We start from the raw sequence: 15,604 nt of genomic DNA, 5'->3' as shown, positions 1-15,604 counted from the left end.
CTGCCGAGAGGTGGCCGACGCCACGATGAAAAAGCAGAAGTCCCAGGTCACTGAAGTGACCTGGGACTTCTCATTGTCGGGGTAGCGGGATTTGAACCCACGACCTCTTCGTCCCGAACGAAGCACGCTACCAAACTGCGCCATACCCCGGTGACAACGATGGATACTCTAGCGCCCTCGTCCCTGAATCGCGAAATCGGGTCAGGCTGGTTGCGGGACGCGCTCGTGGATCGGCGGCACCGGCACCTCCGCCTCGTGGTCCCCGCCGCCCGGCACGGCTATCAGTTCGAGCAGCGTGGCCTCGGGCGGGCAGAAGGTCCTGAGCGGGACATACGGTGAGGTCCCGAGTCCTGCCGACACGTGCAGCACGAGGTTCCGGCCCCATGCCGACAGGCCCGACACCCGTGAACGGTCGATGCCGCAGTTGGTGACGATGGCGCCTGTGGGCAGGCACAGCTGACCGCCGTGCGTGTGACCGGCGAAGGCGAGGTCGTAACCGTCCTCGTCGAACCGGTCGAGGACGCGCGGCTCGGGGGAGTGCACGAGGCCGATCCGCAGATCGAAGGCGGGCCCGGCGGGTCCGGCGATCGCGTTGTAGTGATCCCGACCGATGTGGGGATCGTCGACACCGGCCACCAGGATCCGGCGTCCGTCCGCGACGATCTCCGCGCGGCGGTGCGTGGCGTCGACCCAGCCACGCTCGGTGAACGCCGCCTTGAGATCTCGCCACGGCAACGGGACGGAAGAGTGCTTCTTCGTGCCGATTCCGATGTAGGGGAGGGGATTCTTCGGGACCGGCGCGTAGTAGTCGTTCGAGCCGAACACGAACGCGCCCGGCCGGGAGAGCAGAGGGCCGAGAGCCTGGACCACCGACGGCACTGCCTTTTCGCTGGACAGGTTGTCCCCGGTGTTGATCACCAGATCTGGCTCGAGCTCCTCCAACGCGGCGACGAACTGTTGCTTCCGCTTCTGTCCCGGCATCATGTGCAGGTCCGAGATGTGCAGGATCGTCAGCGGCTGCGATCCCGGGGCCAGCATGGGGAGGGTCTGTCTGCGCAGGACGAAATTGTTGCGCTCCCACCCGCTGGCGTACGCGGTTCCGGCCACGGCGACACCGGCGAGGACCGCTGCCGCGCGGGCGGCCGACGACGACGAGGGTGCGGTGAATCGGGACTTTCGAGGCGGGCGCTGCATCTGGTCAGCTTACCGTCGAAGCGCCGACCTATCTGGGCGGCGAGATGGTGATCGGCGCTAGGCCGGGCACCTCGAGCACGATCGGCTCGTCGCCGACCGGTGCGCCCGGGCCCGTCGCGCCCCGGCCACCTGCGCCGGCTCCACCGCCGCCGCTGCTGCCCGAGCCGTCGGCGACCTGCAGCGTGATCTGGGACCCGGGGATCCCGGATCCGCCGATGGTGCCCAGCACCGTGCCGTAGGGGCGTCCGCTCCCGGCCACGAACTGGGTGTCGACGATGAAGCCGGCGTTGGTGAGCAGAGACGTCGCGGCCGACTGGCTCATGCCCTCGACGTCGGGGACCCCGTTACCGGACGTTCCGCTCTGGTAGGCGGGGTCAGGCGCGGGCAGTTGGACGGGGCCGAAGACGTCGGAGATCGGGGAGAAGGCTGAGTACCAGGTCTGGGCCGGTTCCATACCGCCGTAAAGGTTGCCGTACGAGCACTGGCGGAGCGGGCTGGTGCACAGTTCGGTGGTCGTGGTGCCGTCGTTGAAGGCGTAGACGGCGGCGGCGTAGGTGTTCGTGAACCCGAGGAACGCGGAGGAGCGGTTGGCCTCGGTGGTACCCGTCTTGCCGGACATCGGTTGGCCCCAACCCGCACCGGCCGCGGCGTCCGCCGCCGTACCACCGGCTGCCGAGTCCTTGGACATGGCAACGGCGAGAGTGTTGGCGAGGCCCTCTTCCACGACCTGCTCGCATTCCGGCTCGTTGAGTTCGACGGGGCTGCCGCTGCGGTCGGTGATCGACTCGATGGGGCTCGGGGGACACCACACCCCGCCGGAGGCGAGCGTGGCGCCGACGTTGGACAACTCGAGCGCGTTCACCGCGGTGGGGCCGAGAGTGAACGACCCCATGTTGTTCTTCTTGACGAAGTTGGCGAGCGAGTCACCGTCGGCGGCGGTGCCCTTGCGCTCGTACGAGCGCATGCCCAGGCGTACGGCCATGTCCACTGTGGGGGCCACGCCGACGTCCTTGATCAGGTTGACGAACGTGGTGTTGGGGGACTGGGCGAGCGCGTCGGTGACCGACAGGGAGGACGGATAGGAACCGGCGTTCTCGACGCAGTACATGCCGGGCGGGCAGCCGCGCGCGCCGCCGACACCCAGGCCCGAGACCTGGACCCGATTGGGGACGGCGAGGGAGGTGTTGGTCCCCATCCCCTTCTCCATCGCGGCAGCGACGGTGAAGATCTTGAACACCGAGCCGGCGCCGTCGCCGACCATGGAGAACGGTTGCGGCTGCACGGTCTGGCTGTCGCCGAGCTCGAGTCCGTAGTCGCGGCTCGAGGCGATGGCGACGACCTTGTGCGAGTCCTTGCCCGGTCGCACGACGCTCATCACCTCGGCCACACCCTCGGCGCTCGGATTGCCGAAGGTGTCGAGCGCCCGCTCGACGTTGGCCTGCACGTTCTCGTCGAGAGTTGTGCGGATCGTGTACCCGCCCTCCTCGACCATGGTGCGACTGAGTCCGTTCTCGTCGAGGTACTGCAGCACGTAGTCACAGAAGAAGCCGCGGTTTCCGGCGGTGATGCATCCGCGGGGCAGCGACTTCGGCGTGTCGAGGACGCCGAGTGGCTCCGCCTTGTACTGGTCTCCCTCGGAGGCAGTGATCGCACCGGTGTCGACCATCGTCTGGATGACCGTGTCCCGTCGGTTCTTGGTGTCCTCCGGGTTGGTGTAGGGGTTGAATCTACTGGTGGACTGCACCATGCCCGCGAGCATCGCGGACTGGGGGACCGTCAGATCGGCGGCGTTGACCCCGAAGTAGGTCTGGGCGGCGGTCTGGATCCCGAACGCGCCGTTGCCGAACGAGATGAGGTTGAGGTACTTGGAGAGGATCTCGTCCTTGCCCATCTCGCCATCGAGGGTGAGCGCCATCCGGATCTCTTTGAGCTTCCGGGCGGGAGTGGTCTCTACAGCTGCTCTGCGCTCCGCGTCGTTCTGGGCGGAGACGAGGAACTGGTAGTTCTTCACCAGCTGCTGGTCGATCGTCGAAGCGCCCTGCTCGACATCGCCTGAGGTGAAGTTCGTGAGGGCGGCACGCACGGTACCGCGCCAGTCCACCCCGTTGTGGTCGGCGAAGCGCCGGTCCTCGATCGCGATGATCGCCAGCTTCATGTTCTGCGAGATCTCGTTGCTCGGGACGAGCACCCGCTGCTGGTCGTAGAGCCAGGCGATCGGCTCCCCGTGGACGTCGGTGACGGTGGAGATCGAGGGCAGGTCGCCCTTGATGAGGTCGGCTGAGGTCCCGGCGAGGGAGTCGGCCATCTTGTTCGACGCGAGTCCCGCGGCCCCCGCGAGGGGGAACATCGCCCCGGCCGTCACCACTCCGGCCGCGACGCAGGTCGCGACCAGCTTCCCGAGCGAACTCATAGCTGACACGCGCCCAAGGGTACGTGACCACCCCCACGTGGCCACCCGTCGCGGCCGGTTCCGGATCCAACTCTTTACTTCCGTAGTGTGACTGCGGTAACAATATGAGGGAACGCGCGGGTTTTCCCCGGAAATGAGACCGGCATCACAGTGTCGGTCCCGAGGGAGACCCGGCGGACACGGTGGGCCTGCCGCGCCGGGTGGGTCCAGAAGGCCGGAGCCGTGTGCGAGGAGATCGCTCGCGGTTCCATGCAGACAGGGGTAAATCGATGACGGCCACCCTTCCCGGGACTTCCCGCTCCTCCGACAACGGGGTCCGCCCCGGAACAAGCAATCCACTGGGCTCCGAGGAGACGATCATCGGGGAGGGGCGCCAGGAATGGGTCTCTCAGGCCCGGTGTAAGGACATCGATCCAGACGAGCTGTTCGTCCGTGGAGCAGCTCAGCGCAAGGCCGCGTCAATCTGCCGTCACTGCCCGGTACTGCTCCAGTGCCGTGCCGACGCGCTGGACAACCGCGTGGAGTTCGGCGTGTGGGGCGGTATGACCGAGCGTCAGCGTCGCGCCCTGCTCAAGCAGCATCCCGAGGTTCGGTCCTGGGCGGACTTCTTCGCCCAGCAGATCGAGCGTCACTCCACGGTCTACTGACCACCGGCATCCACCGTCGTCGGCGCCAGTGCCGGCGCCAGTGCCGGCGCCAGCGCCGGCGCCGGCGCCGGCCGACTGACCTGTTGTGACCGCACACGCGGTCCGCAGCTGACGCTTGGGGCCGCGTCCGGCATTTCGGCACGCCTCGGGCGGTCAGCCCGTCCCGGGCCGGGCCAGACCCGACCCCGACCATGCCGGGTCAGAACCCAGCCCGGCCAGACTGCCCGGCCAGACCCCGACCCCAGCCCGGCCCCCGCTCAGCCGCAGAGCTGGTCGCCCACCGACCGCAGGGCCTCCAGATTGGAGATGTCGAACGGCAGCGACGGCACACCGACGATCTTCACGTCCGGGTGCGTGTCGGTGAACGACTCGAGCAGTCGCAGCTCCTGACGTGCGGTGCGCGCGCGGTCCTCGTGGATGCGGAGCACCGCCCCGGCCTCGGGATGGGCGTCGGCGATCCGGTCCGCGGCCGACCCCGCCTGCTCGGCACTGAGGTCGGACAGTCGCGGGTGCGTCCGGTTGATCACGACGCCCGAGAGCGGCATGTTCTCCTCGGCCAGTCGCTCGGCGAAGAACGCGGCTTCCCGCAGTGCGGGCCGCTCGGCGGAGGAGACCACCAGGAACTCGGTGCCCTTGCGGCGCAGGATGGCCTGGGTGCGGGCGGCGCGGGCCGTGAACCCGCCGAACGTGGAGTCCAGCGCCACCACCACCTCGGAGGCGTCGGCGAGCATGGAGGACCCCACGACCGTGGACACGCCGCGCATCGCGGTGCTCATCGCGCCGGTCACCAGCCGCCCGACGCCGCGTCCGGGCGCGGACAGCAGCCGCATGAGCCGGCTGTCGAGGAACGCCCCGAGTCGGCTTGGGGCGTCGAGGAAGTCGAGTGCGTTGCGGGACGGAGGGGTGTCGACGACGACGAGGTCCCAGGTCGAATCGTCGAGCAGCTGCCCGAGCTTCTCCATGGCCATGTACTCCTGCGTCCCGGCGAAGGAGGTGACCATCGTCTTGTAGAAGCGATTACCCAGGATCGACTCGGCCTTCTCGGGCGTGGTGTTGGCGGTCACCAGCTCGTCGAAGGTGCGGCGCATGTCGAGCATCATCGCGTGGAGTGATCCGCCGGCCTCGGTGTACTCGGGGTCCAGGTCGACAGGCGAGGGCTCGTTGGACAGCTCGTCGATCCCGAGGGCCTGGGCGAGCCGGCGGGCAGGGTCGATGGTGAGCACCACGGTCTGGCGGCCGAGTTCGGCGGCGCGGAGTCCGACGGCCGCGGCGGTGGTGGTCTTACCCACTCCGCCGGCGCCGGTGCACACCACCACTCGGGTCTTGGAATCGGTGAGCAGTGCGGCGATATCGAGACGGCCGGCCATATCAGCGGACTCCCTGGTCGACGAGGGCGGAGGCGAGGTCGTACAGGTCGGTGACCTCGACACCGTGGGGCAGTGCGGGCAGGACGAGCGTGGGGCATCCGGCCGATGTGAGCGTCTGGCCGGCGTTGAGCTGACCGCGTGCGACGCGCGCGTGTTCGATGGTCTCCACCAGGAGTCCCTGCAGTCCCTCGTCGTCGACCTCGACACCGGCGGCCTCCAGGCCCGCCAGTACGGCTTCGGCGTCGACGTCCTCCTCGGCGACGCGCTCGAGCGCGGCGTCGTCGAGGTACCGGGTCGCGGCGCGGTTGATGATCACCTGGCCCAGGCGCAGCCCGTGGCCCTCGAGCTCGGCGATCGCCTCGATGGTCTCCTGCACCGGCAGCGCCTCCAGGAGCGTCACCAGGTGCACCACGGTGCGCTCGGAGTGCACCAGAGCGGACACCGCCTCGGCCTGGCGACGGATCGGACCACCACCTCCGGCGAGGTCGGCCATCGCGGTGGTCACGTCGAGGAACTTGCCGATCCGGCCGGTCGGCGGGGCGTCCACCACCACGGCGTCGTAGACGACCTCCTTCTTGGACTTCTCGCGGGAGACGACCTCGTAGATCTTCCCCGTCAGCAGCACGTCCTTGAGGCCGGGCGCGATGGTCGTGGCGAACTCGATCGCGCCGACCGACTTCATGACCTTGCCCACCACGCCGAGGTGGTAGAAGGTGTCGAGATAGTCGAGCATCGCGGCCTCGATGTCGATCGCGAGGCCGTAGACCCGGCCACCTCCGTCGACCCGGGCGACGAGCTCCTCGCGGTACGGCAGCGGGGAGCGGTCGAAGATCCGGGCGATGCCCTGCCGCTCCTCGACCTCCACGAGGAGCACCTTCTTGCCGGTCGACGCCAGCGAGAGCGCGAGTGCGGCAGCGACCGTCGTCTTGCCGGTCCCGCCCTTCCCGGACACGTAGTGCAGGTCGGCACGCGCCGCGTCGGCGGACCAGCCGGTCGACAGATCGTCAGCGATGGTGGGCCGGGGCACCTGGCGGCCCGGACTCTCAGTGGTCGGCATACGCTCCAGCCTAAGGTCATCACCTGCCGCGCGCGGGGGACTCCCTGTGTGCGGTCGAATGCTGCTCGGGTCGCGACGCTCGCTGGAGGTCCGGTCCCCGGTCCCGCCGGAGGTCTGGTCGCAGGTCCGGTGCGGCTTACCTACAGTGGTGGGTATGAGCGAAGCCACTGACCGTCCCCGGTTCGAGTACTCGACCGTTCCCCTTCTCACGCACGCCACCAAGCAGATCCTCGACACCTGGGGTGCCGACGGCTGGGAGCTGGTCTCCGTGCTGCCCGGTCCCACGGGCGAGCAGCACGTCGCCTATCTGAAGCGTCAGTTCTGATGGGCGAGACCGAGGCGGGCGGCTACTGGTCCCGCAAGCTCGAGCAGCTGGGTCTGGAGCTGCCGACGGTCGTGCCGCCGGTCGCCAACTACGCGCCTGCGGTGCGGACCGGCGCGTACGTGTACACCTCGGGCCAGTTGCCCGTGATCGACGGTGCGCTGGCCGCGACGGGCAAGGTCGGTGCGGAGGTCACGCCGGAGCGTGCCGCCGAGCTGGCGCGGGCCTGTGCGCTCAACGCGCTCGCCGCGGTCGACGGACTCGTGGGCATCGACGCGGTGGTACGGATCGTCAAGGTCGTGGGCTTCGTGTCCTCGGCCCCGGGATTCAACGGACAGCCGGCCGTGATCAACGGCGCGTCCGATGTGCTGGGGGAGATCTTCGGCGACGCCGGGGTCCACGCCCGGTCGGCCGTCGGGGTGTCGGAGCTGCCGCTCGATGCCCCGGTCGAGGTCGAGTTGATCGTCGAGGTCGAGGGGTAGTCACCGTGTCTGCAGGTCTGTCCCCGATCGAGTTCCCGGCGTACGAGACGCTGCGCCCGGTCACCTCTCTCGCGGGGGTCATCCTCTGCGACAACCCGTCGGAGATGACGTTCGAGGGCACCAACACGGTCGTCCTGCGGGCGCCGGGGTCGACGACCTGTGTGGTCGTGGACCCCGGGCCCGACGACCGCGCGCATGCCGAGCGCATCGCCGCCATCGTGGGCGAGATCGAACTGATCCTCGTCACGCACCGTCATGGCGACCACACCGACGGCATCGACCTGCTGCGCGAGTTCACCCCGGCGCCCGTGCGAGCCGTCGAGGAGCGCTTCTGCCGTGATGCCGAACCACTGGTCGACGACGACGAGGTGCACGCCGCCGGTCTGGACATCATCGTGCTGGCCACGCCGGGTCACACTGCTGACTCGGTGAGCCTGGAGGTTCGCTCCGCGGGGACCGGCTTCACCGCGCCGGCCGACTGTGTGGTGTTGGGCGACACGATCCTGGGCCGGGATTCCACGGTGCTCGACTCGACCGACGGCGACCTCGGCGATTACCTGGATAGCATGGACCGCCTCGCCGCCCGCGCCGACGGGGTCATCGGGATCCCCGGTCACGGGCCGGACGTCGAGAACACCGGCCGCGCCGCCCAGGTCCTCGGCCAGCACCGGCGGGATCGGCTGGACCAGATCATCGCCGCGCGCGCAGAGTTGGGCCGCGATGCCGACGCCGAGGCGATCACGCAGCACATCTACCGCGACGTCTCGCCGTTCCTGCTCAAGGTCGCGGAGCAGTCGACCAAGGTGGCGCTCCGCTACCTCGACCGCCGCGACCCCTAACTCCCTCCCTCCCTCCCTCCCCGAATCCGCTTCCCCGGAATCCGCTACTCTCCCTGCGGATCCGCTACCCCTAGAGCGGTAGCGGATCCGCATTGCGGGTAGCGGATTTTTCAGATCTGGCTGCCGCTGGGGCGCCTGTGAGTCCTGGCGGTGTGCGGCGCTGGCAGTGCGCGGCGCGGAGGCCAGGCGGTGCGCGGTGCCGCGTGCCATTCGTGAGCGCCGTCGAGTCCCGCCCGGTGAGCGTCGCCGACGAATTCCACAGGCCCGCACACCTCCACAGACCAAGGCAAATGCACCCCGATTTGCGCCGAAGCTGTTAGCAGGATCGGGAACACTGCCGACCATGACCGGATCCAACTCTGACGCGCCCTCATTCCCCGAGTTCTCGACGTTCGCCGATCTGGAGAGGGGAGGCCTGACGCACGCTGACATCGCTCGCCTCATCTCCACCGGGGATCTGATCAGGTACCGCCACGGTGTCTATGCGCGCACCGGCCAGGTAATCAGCACCGGCCAGGTCGCCAGCACCAGCACCAGCACCGGCGCCGACGGCAGAAGCGGCGCAGGCCAGAACACCGGCACCCAGGCGGAGGCGGTCTCGGGCGACGGCGTGCCCCCGTACAAGCGGCGTGAAAATGAGTTCCTCGCCCGCACCCGGGCGGCGGCACTGTCGATCCAGCCGGGAACGGTGTTCTCCCATGGCTCTGCGTTGGCGCTGCACGGCCTCCCGCTTCACGGAGTGCCGCTCGAGCTGCCCACCGTGACCCGGCATCGGCCGGGCGGAGGGTCCCGCCGTAGTACGGCGCTCACCTGCTCGAACCTGCCGCTCGACGGCGTCGTGACCGAGGTCGACGGCGTCCCGGTGACGTCGCCTGCCCGGTCGGTCATCGATGTCGCTCGGACCGTAGGCCTGGACAGTGGAGTGTGCGCCGCCGACGCGGCGATCCGAATGCAGCTGTGTACCACGACTGACCTGCGGCGAGAGGCGGAAGCAGCACGCGGCCGGACGGGAGTGGCCCGGGCTCGTCAGCTCCCCGACCTCGCCTCCGGGCTCGCCGAATCGGTGCTGGAATCGCTCCTTAGACTCATCATCGTCCTGGGCGGACTCCCGGCGCCTGAGCTGCAGGTCGGGTTGGGTGTCCGGACCGGGCAACGGTTTCGCGTTGACTTCTACTGGCGCAAGTGGGGATTGATCGGGGAGGCCGATGGGTTCGGCAAATACGGCGGCAGCCCGGAGGAGATCCGCAAGAACTGGATCGCGGAACGGCACCGACAGGCACAGTTGGAAGCGGAGGGCTATGTCGTCCTCCGGTGGACCTGGGAGGACATCTACCGGCCGGGCAATGTCATTCGGCAGGTCAGAGCGGCGATGCGCCAGCAGGAGCGCCTCGGTTCGGTGCGCGCGGCCTGAGTTAACGCCCCGTGTCCGCCCGCAAAATCACGAAATCCGCTACTCGGAATCCAGATCCGCTACGTCAATAGGGGTAGCGGATCCGCAGGGAGAGTAGCGGATTTCGGGGTGGGGCCGGGGTAGCCGGGGTGGAGCCGGGGCTGGGTCAGCGGGCGCGGCGGGCCAGGCGCTCGGTGTCCGAGATGATGACGCTCTTGCCCTCGAGGCGCAGCCAACCGCGGTGCGCGAACTCGGCCAGAGCCTTGTTCACGGTCTCGCGGGAGGCGCCGACGAGCTGGGCGATCTCCTCTTGCGTGAGGTCGTGCGTCACGCGGATGTTGCCGCCCTCCTGCGTGCCGAAGCGCTGCGCCAGCTGGAGCAGTGCCTTGGCGACACGACCGGGGACGTCGGTGAAGATCAGGTCGGCGAGGTTGTTGTTGGTACGGCGCAGACGACGAGCCAGCACGCGCAGCAGCTGATCGGAGATCTCCGGCCGCTCCGCGATCCAGCGCTTGAGGGCCGACCGGTTCATGGCCTGGACCGTCACGTCGGTGACACACACGGCCGAGGAGGTACGGGGGCCCGGGTCGAAGATGGAGAGCTCGCCGAACATGTCGGACGGGCCGAGGATCGACAGCAGGTTCTCGCGACCGTCCGGCGCCTTGCGGGAGAGCTTCACCTTGCCGGAGGTGACAATGTACAGGCTGTCGCCCTGCTCGCCCTCGCGAATGATCACGTCACCCTTCGAGTACTCCTCGCGGGTCAGGTCGTTACGCAGAGCGGCGACGGCCGAGGCCTCGACACCCTGGAAAATACCTGCCCGGGTGAGGACCTCGTCGGCAGACTGGTCCGTGCGGCGATCAATCGTCACAGTCTGTGACCCTCCGTTCGGGCGCGGACATGCTTGTCAGCGCCATGGCGTGCGTGTGGCGAATGCCACTGTAGCCGTATAAGCGTTACCGGTGTAGTCAACGCGCGGCAACAGCGGCCCTCAGGCCTCGATCTTCTCCGGCTCCGCCAGGATCGCGGCCTCGAACCTGTCCATGAGCAGGGCGAAGCCAGCGAGGAGAACGGGGACCAGTACAACGAGGATTCCCTGCATACCCACGATTATCCACGCCCACGCCTCCCGGCGGGCAACCGGTGCGGGAATTGCCCACGCCAGGTGTCCGTGAGGCCGTTCGGTGCCGGATCCGCCGAGCTAGTCACCGTCCCCCCGACGGAGCGTCCCGCGCCCGGCACCATGGGAACACCCGTAATGTGGACCCATGCCCGACCGCGCTCCCGCTTCCCCGAAGCGACGTAGGCGAGGGGCGGCCGCCAGGGGAGTGGAGACCGACCTCGGGCGCACGCGCCGCGCCCGTCGCATGCTCCGTACACTTGAGACCGCGTTCCCGCACGTCTACTGCGAGCTCGACTTCACCAACCCCCTCGAGCTGAGCGTGGCCACCATCCTGTCAGCGCAGTGCACGGACAAGCGGGTCAACGAGGTCACTCCCGCCCTGTTCAGGCGCTACCGCACGGCCGCCGACTATGCGGGGTCGGACCGGGAGGAACTGGAGTCCCTCATCCGGTCCACGGGGTTCTACCGGAACAAGGCGCGGAGCATCCAGGGACTCGGCGCGGCCCTGGTGGAGAAGTACGACGGCGAGGTGCCGCCGCGACTGGAGGACCTGGTCACCCTCCCGGGAATCGGACGGAAGACCGCCAACGTGGTCCTGGGCAACGCGTTCGGGATACCCGGCCTGCCCGTCGACACGCATGTCATCCGGTTGGTCAACCGCTGGAAGTGGGCCGAGGGCACGGACGCGGTCCGCATCGAGCGTGAGCTGATGCAGATGCTGCCCAAGGCAGGGTGGACCGACGCCAGCCACCGCATCATCTTCCACGGACGCCGGGTCTGCCACGCGCGGACCGCGGCGTGCGGGGCGTGTGTGCTCGCCGACGACTGCCCGTCCGCGGGTGTGGCCGGGCCACTCGACCCTGTCGCGGCCGCGTCCCTGGTGGCGGGACCCGAACGCGATCACCTCCTGGAACTGGTGGGACTGGGGGAGCCGGCATGAGCACGTCGATGAGATGGACGCTGGTGGCGTTCGTGGTGCTGGTCGGCGTCGTCGTCGCCCTGTTCTCCACCCTCGGCGGCTCCGACGGCGAGCCGTCGTCCCAGGCCGGGGATGGCAGCCAGGTCCTGTCGCCCCAGGCCGCGCCGCCCGTCGGCGGTCCACCCGCCGACGAGCCGGTCACGGTCGTGGACGACCAGACCCGCGCCACGATGGACCTCCCCGCCTGCCGCGACGCCGGCGCCGCGGCCACCACCGACGGCCCCGTCGCCGGACTGATGGTGCGCTGCATGGACGACGGTTCCACCACCACACTCGGCAAGATCCAGGCCGGCAAGCCCATGGTCGTCAACATGTGGGCCTACTGGTGCGAACCGTGCCGACGCGAACTCCCCGCGATCCGGGACGCCGCGGCCACGCTCGGCGACGACGTGCGGTTCGTGGTCTCCCACACCGACCCGTCCGAGACCAAGGGCTTCGACACGCTCGGCGCGCTCGGCATCGACCAGATGATCTCCGTGTCCGACCAGGAGGAGGAGCTGCCCGGGATCCTCGGCGCGCCACCCGTGCTGCCGTTGACCGTGCTCGTGCGGGCCGACGGGACGGTGGCGCAGGTGCTGATCCAGCCGATGTACAGCGAACAGGACGTGCTGGACGCCGTCGAAGAGCACCTGGGGGTGACCGCATGAGCGCGACGGTTCCGAGGCCGGGTGAGAAGACCGGCGTGCCGTACCCCGGCTGGATGGACTCGCTGCTCGCGGCGTGCACCGACGGCAGCTTTGACGGCCTCCTGCCCAAGCGGCGCCCGCCCGAGGACCGCGGTCCCAACGAGGTCGGTCGGCCGCACCGCGACGCCGCGGTGCTCGTGCTGTTCTCCGGCTCGCCCGATGCGCCCGGTCCGCGCCCGCCGAAGGACGCCCGCGTCCTGCTCACGCACCGCGCGCCCACCCTGAGCAGCCATTCCGGGCAGGTCTCGTTCCCCGGCGGCGGAGTCGACGACACGGACTCCGGACCCGTCGAGGCCGCCCTGCGCGAGGCATGGGAGGAGACCGGACTCGACCCCGAGAGCGTGGACGTCCTCGCGGTTCTGCCCGAGCTGTACATCCCCGTCTCCAACTATTCGGTGGCGCCGGTGGTCGGGTACTGGCGCGAGCCGGGGGAGGTCGACGTGGTGGACCCGGGCGAGACGTCCCGGGTGATGACCGTCTACGTCGACGAACTGCTCGACCCCGCCAACCGCTTCCTGCTGCGGCACACGACCGGCTGGACTGGGCCGGCGTTCCGCCACGAAGACCTGGTGGTGTGGGGATTCACCGCCGGCATCCTCGCCGCAATGTTCCACTCCGCCGGCTGGGACCTGGACTGGGACACCACCGACATCCGCGACCTCGAGACCACCCTCGCTGCCTCCGGGAACGGCGAGCGGCACGGGATCTCCGCCGAGGAGGCCCGACGCGAGCACTCCGATCCCCGGGCCGACCGGACCGTCGCCGGCGTGCCCGGGGTGAGGTCCGGGCATGACGACGACCGTGACGACGACCGTGACGACGACGGTGACGGCGCAGGTGCTGACGCTGATGCCGACGAGTCCCTGGACCTCCCGGCCGACAATCCGCTCCGGGGGTACCGGTGACGGGGTCGCAGTGGCTCGACATCGCGCTCTTCGCCCTCGCCGCGGCCGCGGCCATCTCGGGCTGGATCAACGGAGCGGCGGCGTCGGGCTTCGCGCTGCTCGGCGTGGGCATCGGTGCCACCTCGGGACTGCTGGTCGCGCCGCACCTGGTCCGTGAGATCGACTCTCCGCCCGGCAGACTGGCAGCCGGCCTGGCGATCATCGCGGTGATGGTGATCATCGGGCAGATCGCCGGTGTCACGATCGGTCGCGCCGCCAGGAGGTACATCGCCGGCACCGGCGCCAGACTCCTCGACTCCACGGTGGGCGCCGTCTTCCAGGCCGCCGCTATGCTGCTGGTCGCGTGGCTGGTCGCCGTGCCGATCGCCGCTCAGGAGGGCACCTCCGTCGGCAAGGCGGTCCGCGGCTCGACCGTGCTGGCCAAGATCGACGAGGTGGCCCCCGATCAACTGCAGCGGGTCCCCTCCGCGTTCACCGCGGCGCTCGGCACGACCGGGTTCCCCGACATCCTCGGGCCGTTCGGGACGACCCCGATGCAGGAGGTCGCCCCACCCGATCCGGTGCTCGCCGGGTCGGAGGTCGTGAACCGTGTCGAGCCGTCCGTGCTCAAGATCCTCGGCCGGGCGGAGTCGTGCAGCCGGGCGCTCGAGGGCTCCGGCTTCGTGGCCGCGCCCGGGCTCGTGATGACCAACGCCCACGTCGTGGCCGGCACCGACCAGGTGACGGTGATGTCCGACGGGCAGGAACTCGACGCCGACGTGGTGGTCTACGACCCGAACGTGGACGTGGCCGTGCTGCGGGTCGCCGACCTCGCCGCCCCCGTCCTGCCGTTCAAGGACGAGTACGCGACGACCGGCGACGACGCGATCGTGCTCGGCTACCCGGGCAACGGCCCGTACCGTCCGGATGCCGCCAGGGTCCGCGAGCGCGTGACACTGCGTGGTCCGGACATCTACCGTGCGCAGACCGTCGAACGTGAGGTGTACATCCTGCGTGGCACCGTCCGCGAGGGGAACTCGGGCGGTCCGCTCATCACCCCGGACGGCGAGGTCGTGGGCGTGGTGTTCGGTGCCGCGATGGACGCCGAGGACACCGGCTACGCCTTGACGGTGGATCAGGTGCTGCCGCAGCTCATGGCCGCGGTGGAGTCGTGGCAGCCGGTGGCGACCGGCAGCTGCGTGGGTGCCGGCTGACGGGCTCGGACTGGTCAGGGACCAGCTGACGGGCCGCGGCCCGGGTCCGGTGCGTCAGCCCTCGGTGACGCTTCGCGCGAAGTCGACGATGAGGCGCGAGGTCTCCTCGGGCGCCTCCATCGCCGGGTAGTGACCGGCGCCCGGCACCAGCGCTGTTCGGAAGTCACGCGCCCACGGCGCCGACGCGCGGACGGTCTCGGGCAGGACGAACCGGTCCTCGGCGCCGCTGATGCCCAGCACGGGCTGGTCCAGCACGCCGGCGACGGTGCGGCGGAAATCGCGGCCGTCGGGCCGGAACTGGCTGCGCACCATCCAGCGTCGGCTCTCGAGTGACAGGTGCGCGACCTTGGGGATCAGCATCGCCTCGCGCAGGACGTCGGCGGACTCCCGGAACGCGTCGGTGTCCGCCCAGCCGGGCGCCGAGCGGGTGCGCAGCATGTCCTCGACGGCGACCGCACCGTCCCTCGTCAGTCTCCGCTCGGGGACCCGGGGAGCCTGGTCGGCGAGCAGGCGGGGGACGATCGCGCTGCGTTGGGTGCCGTCGCGGAGCGCCGCGCGGCGCATGGCCAGTGGGTGAGGAGATCCGACGACGACGAGCCCCCGCACCGCTCGTGGCCGGCGGTAGGCGGCGGTCCACGTGACGAATCCACCCTCGCCCTGGCCGATGATCACGGCTGTGGAATGACCGAGCGCACGGATGAGATTCGTGATGTCGGAGGCCAGAGTCCAGGCGTCGTATCCCCGCGGGGGTTTGTCGGAGTCGCCGTGGCCGCGTAGATCCACGGCCACGGCGTGGAATCCGGCGTCCGCCAGGGCGACCATCGGGGCCCGCATCGTCCACCAGATACCACTGAGGCCGTGGACCAGAAGCGCCAGGGGCGGGAGTTCGCCCGGGCGGGTGTCGCCCGGCCGGGTGTCGCGCGGGAACGCCTCGGCGACGTGGAGTCGGATGCCGTTGGCCGAGACATCACGATGCCGCCACGACCCGTCGATCCTGACGATCGACGGGT

Annotated in this window: 15 protein-coding genes and 1 tRNA gene; 9 read left to right on the top strand and 7 right to left on the bottom strand. The window is 69.6% G+C overall.

Annotation, left to right across the window (positions count from 1 at the left end; genetic code table 11):
• Nucleotides 1-76: 76 nt before the first annotated feature.
• The 3 genes from OPF83_RS09945 to OPF83_RS09935 form a co-directional block, all read right to left on the bottom strand.
• Nucleotides 77-150 (bottom strand) — tRNA-Pro (locus OPF83_RS09945).
• Between the two features lie 51 nt (nt 151-201).
• On the bottom strand, nt 202-1,194 hold the full coding sequence (locus tag OPF83_RS09940) for a metallophosphoesterase (protein ID WP_264887279.1): 993 nt from the start codon (nt 1,192-1,194) through the stop codon (nt 202-204).
• A gap of 28 nt (nt 1,195-1,222) precedes the next feature.
• On the bottom strand, nt 1,223-3,604 hold the full coding sequence (locus OPF83_RS09935) for a transglycosylase domain-containing protein (RefSeq protein ID WP_264887334.1): 2,382 nt from the start codon (nt 3,602-3,604) through the stop codon (nt 1,223-1,225).
• 269 nt (nt 3,605-3,873) lie between these two features.
• Here OPF83_RS09935 and OPF83_RS09930 point away from each other — a divergent pair, with 269 nt between their 5' ends.
• Entirely contained in the window at nt 3,874-4,251 is a 378-nt protein-coding gene (locus OPF83_RS09930) for a WhiB family transcriptional regulator (RefSeq protein WP_264887278.1), read from the top strand.
• A 257-nt stretch (nt 4,252-4,508) separates the two neighbouring features.
• Here OPF83_RS09930 and OPF83_RS09925 read toward each other — a convergent pair whose 3' ends face one another.
• Together OPF83_RS09925 and OPF83_RS09920 are read right to left on the bottom strand one after the other, a co-directional pair.
• Nucleotides 4,509-5,618: an ArsA family ATPase gene (locus OPF83_RS09925; protein ID WP_264887277.1), complete on the bottom strand. Its 1,110-nt coding sequence runs from the start codon at nt 5,616-5,618 to the stop codon at nt 4,509-4,511.
• Between the two features lies 1 nt (nt 5,619).
• Nucleotides 5,620-6,645 (bottom strand): ArsA-related P-loop ATPase, encoded by a 1,026-nt coding sequence (locus OPF83_RS09920; protein WP_375546247.1) that lies wholly within the window; start codon nt 6,643-6,645, stop codon nt 5,620-5,622.
• A 184-nt stretch (nt 6,646-6,829) separates the two neighbouring features.
• Here OPF83_RS09920 and OPF83_RS09915 point away from each other — a divergent pair, with 184 nt between their 5' ends.
• The 4 genes from OPF83_RS09915 (at nt 6,830) to OPF83_RS09900 (ending at nt 9,729) form a co-directional block, all read left to right on the top strand.
• The gene (locus OPF83_RS09915; protein WP_264887275.1) at nt 6,830-7,000 is read left to right on the top strand and encodes a DUF4177 domain-containing protein; all 171 of its coding nucleotides are present in this window, start codon (nt 6,830-6,832) and stop codon (nt 6,998-7,000) included.
• Nucleotides 7,000-7,479, top strand: coding sequence for a RidA family protein (locus OPF83_RS09910; RefSeq protein WP_264887274.1), 480 nt, complete (start codon nt 7,000-7,002; stop codon nt 7,477-7,479). Before OPF83_RS09915 ends, OPF83_RS09910 begins: the two co-directional genes overlap by 1 nt.
• Nucleotides 7,480-7,484: 5 nt before the next feature.
• Complete coding sequence (locus OPF83_RS09905) at nt 7,485-8,318, top strand: MBL fold metallo-hydrolase (RefSeq protein ID WP_264887273.1); 834 nt, start codon at nt 7,485-7,487, stop codon at nt 8,316-8,318.
• Between the two features lie 343 nt (nt 8,319-8,661).
• Nucleotides 8,662-9,729, top strand: coding sequence for a type IV toxin-antitoxin system AbiEi family antitoxin (locus OPF83_RS09900; RefSeq protein WP_264887272.1), 1,068 nt, complete (start codon nt 8,662-8,664; stop codon nt 9,727-9,729).
• A gap of 145 nt (nt 9,730-9,874) precedes the next feature.
• On the opposite strand, the gene OPF83_RS09895 is transcribed toward OPF83_RS09900, so the two are convergent.
• On the bottom strand, nt 9,875-10,579 hold the full coding sequence (locus OPF83_RS09895) for a Crp/Fnr family transcriptional regulator (RefSeq protein WP_309297767.1): 705 nt from the start codon (nt 10,577-10,579) through the stop codon (nt 9,875-9,877).
• Nucleotides 10,580-10,976: 397 nt separating this feature from the next.
• On the opposite strand from OPF83_RS09895, the gene nth reads away from it, so the two are divergent.
• The 4 genes from nth to OPF83_RS09875 are packed head-to-tail and all read left to right on the top strand — an operon-like array spanning nt 10,977 to nt 14,594.
• Nucleotides 10,977-11,771, top strand: a complete 795-nt coding sequence (nth, locus tag OPF83_RS09890) for an endonuclease III (RefSeq protein ID WP_264887271.1) — start codon at nt 10,977-10,979, stop codon at nt 11,769-11,771.
• The gene (locus tag OPF83_RS09885) at nt 11,768-12,457 is read left to right on the top strand and encodes a TlpA disulfide reductase family protein (RefSeq protein WP_264887270.1); all 690 of its coding nucleotides are present in this window, start codon (nt 11,768-11,770) and stop codon (nt 12,455-12,457) included. Before nth ends, OPF83_RS09885 begins: the two co-directional genes overlap by 4 nt.
• Nucleotides 12,454-13,401, top strand: coding sequence for a CoA pyrophosphatase (locus OPF83_RS09880; RefSeq protein WP_264887269.1), 948 nt, complete (start codon nt 12,454-12,456; stop codon nt 13,399-13,401). The genes OPF83_RS09885 and OPF83_RS09880 overlap by 4 nt, the downstream gene beginning before the upstream one ends.
• Nucleotides 13,398-14,594, top strand: coding sequence for a MarP family serine protease (locus OPF83_RS09875; RefSeq protein ID WP_264887268.1), 1,197 nt, complete (start codon nt 13,398-13,400; stop codon nt 14,592-14,594). The genes OPF83_RS09880 and OPF83_RS09875 overlap by 4 nt, the downstream gene beginning before the upstream one ends.
• Nucleotides 14,595-14,648: 54 nt before the next feature.
• Here OPF83_RS09875 and OPF83_RS09870 read toward each other — a convergent pair whose 3' ends face one another.
• Nucleotides 14,649-15,461, bottom strand: a complete 813-nt coding sequence (locus tag OPF83_RS09870) for an alpha/beta fold hydrolase (protein ID WP_264887332.1) — start codon at nt 15,459-15,461, stop codon at nt 14,649-14,651.
• Nucleotides 15,462-15,604 lie beyond the last annotated feature (143 nt).

The organism is Dietzia sp. NCCP-2495 (assembly GCF_026011735.1).
Classification (GTDB): domain Bacteria; phylum Actinomycetota; class Actinomycetes; order Mycobacteriales; family Mycobacteriaceae; genus Dietzia.
The sequence above is the reverse complement of the archived record's forward strand: the minus strand, read 5'-3'. Positions and strand labels throughout refer to the sequence as shown.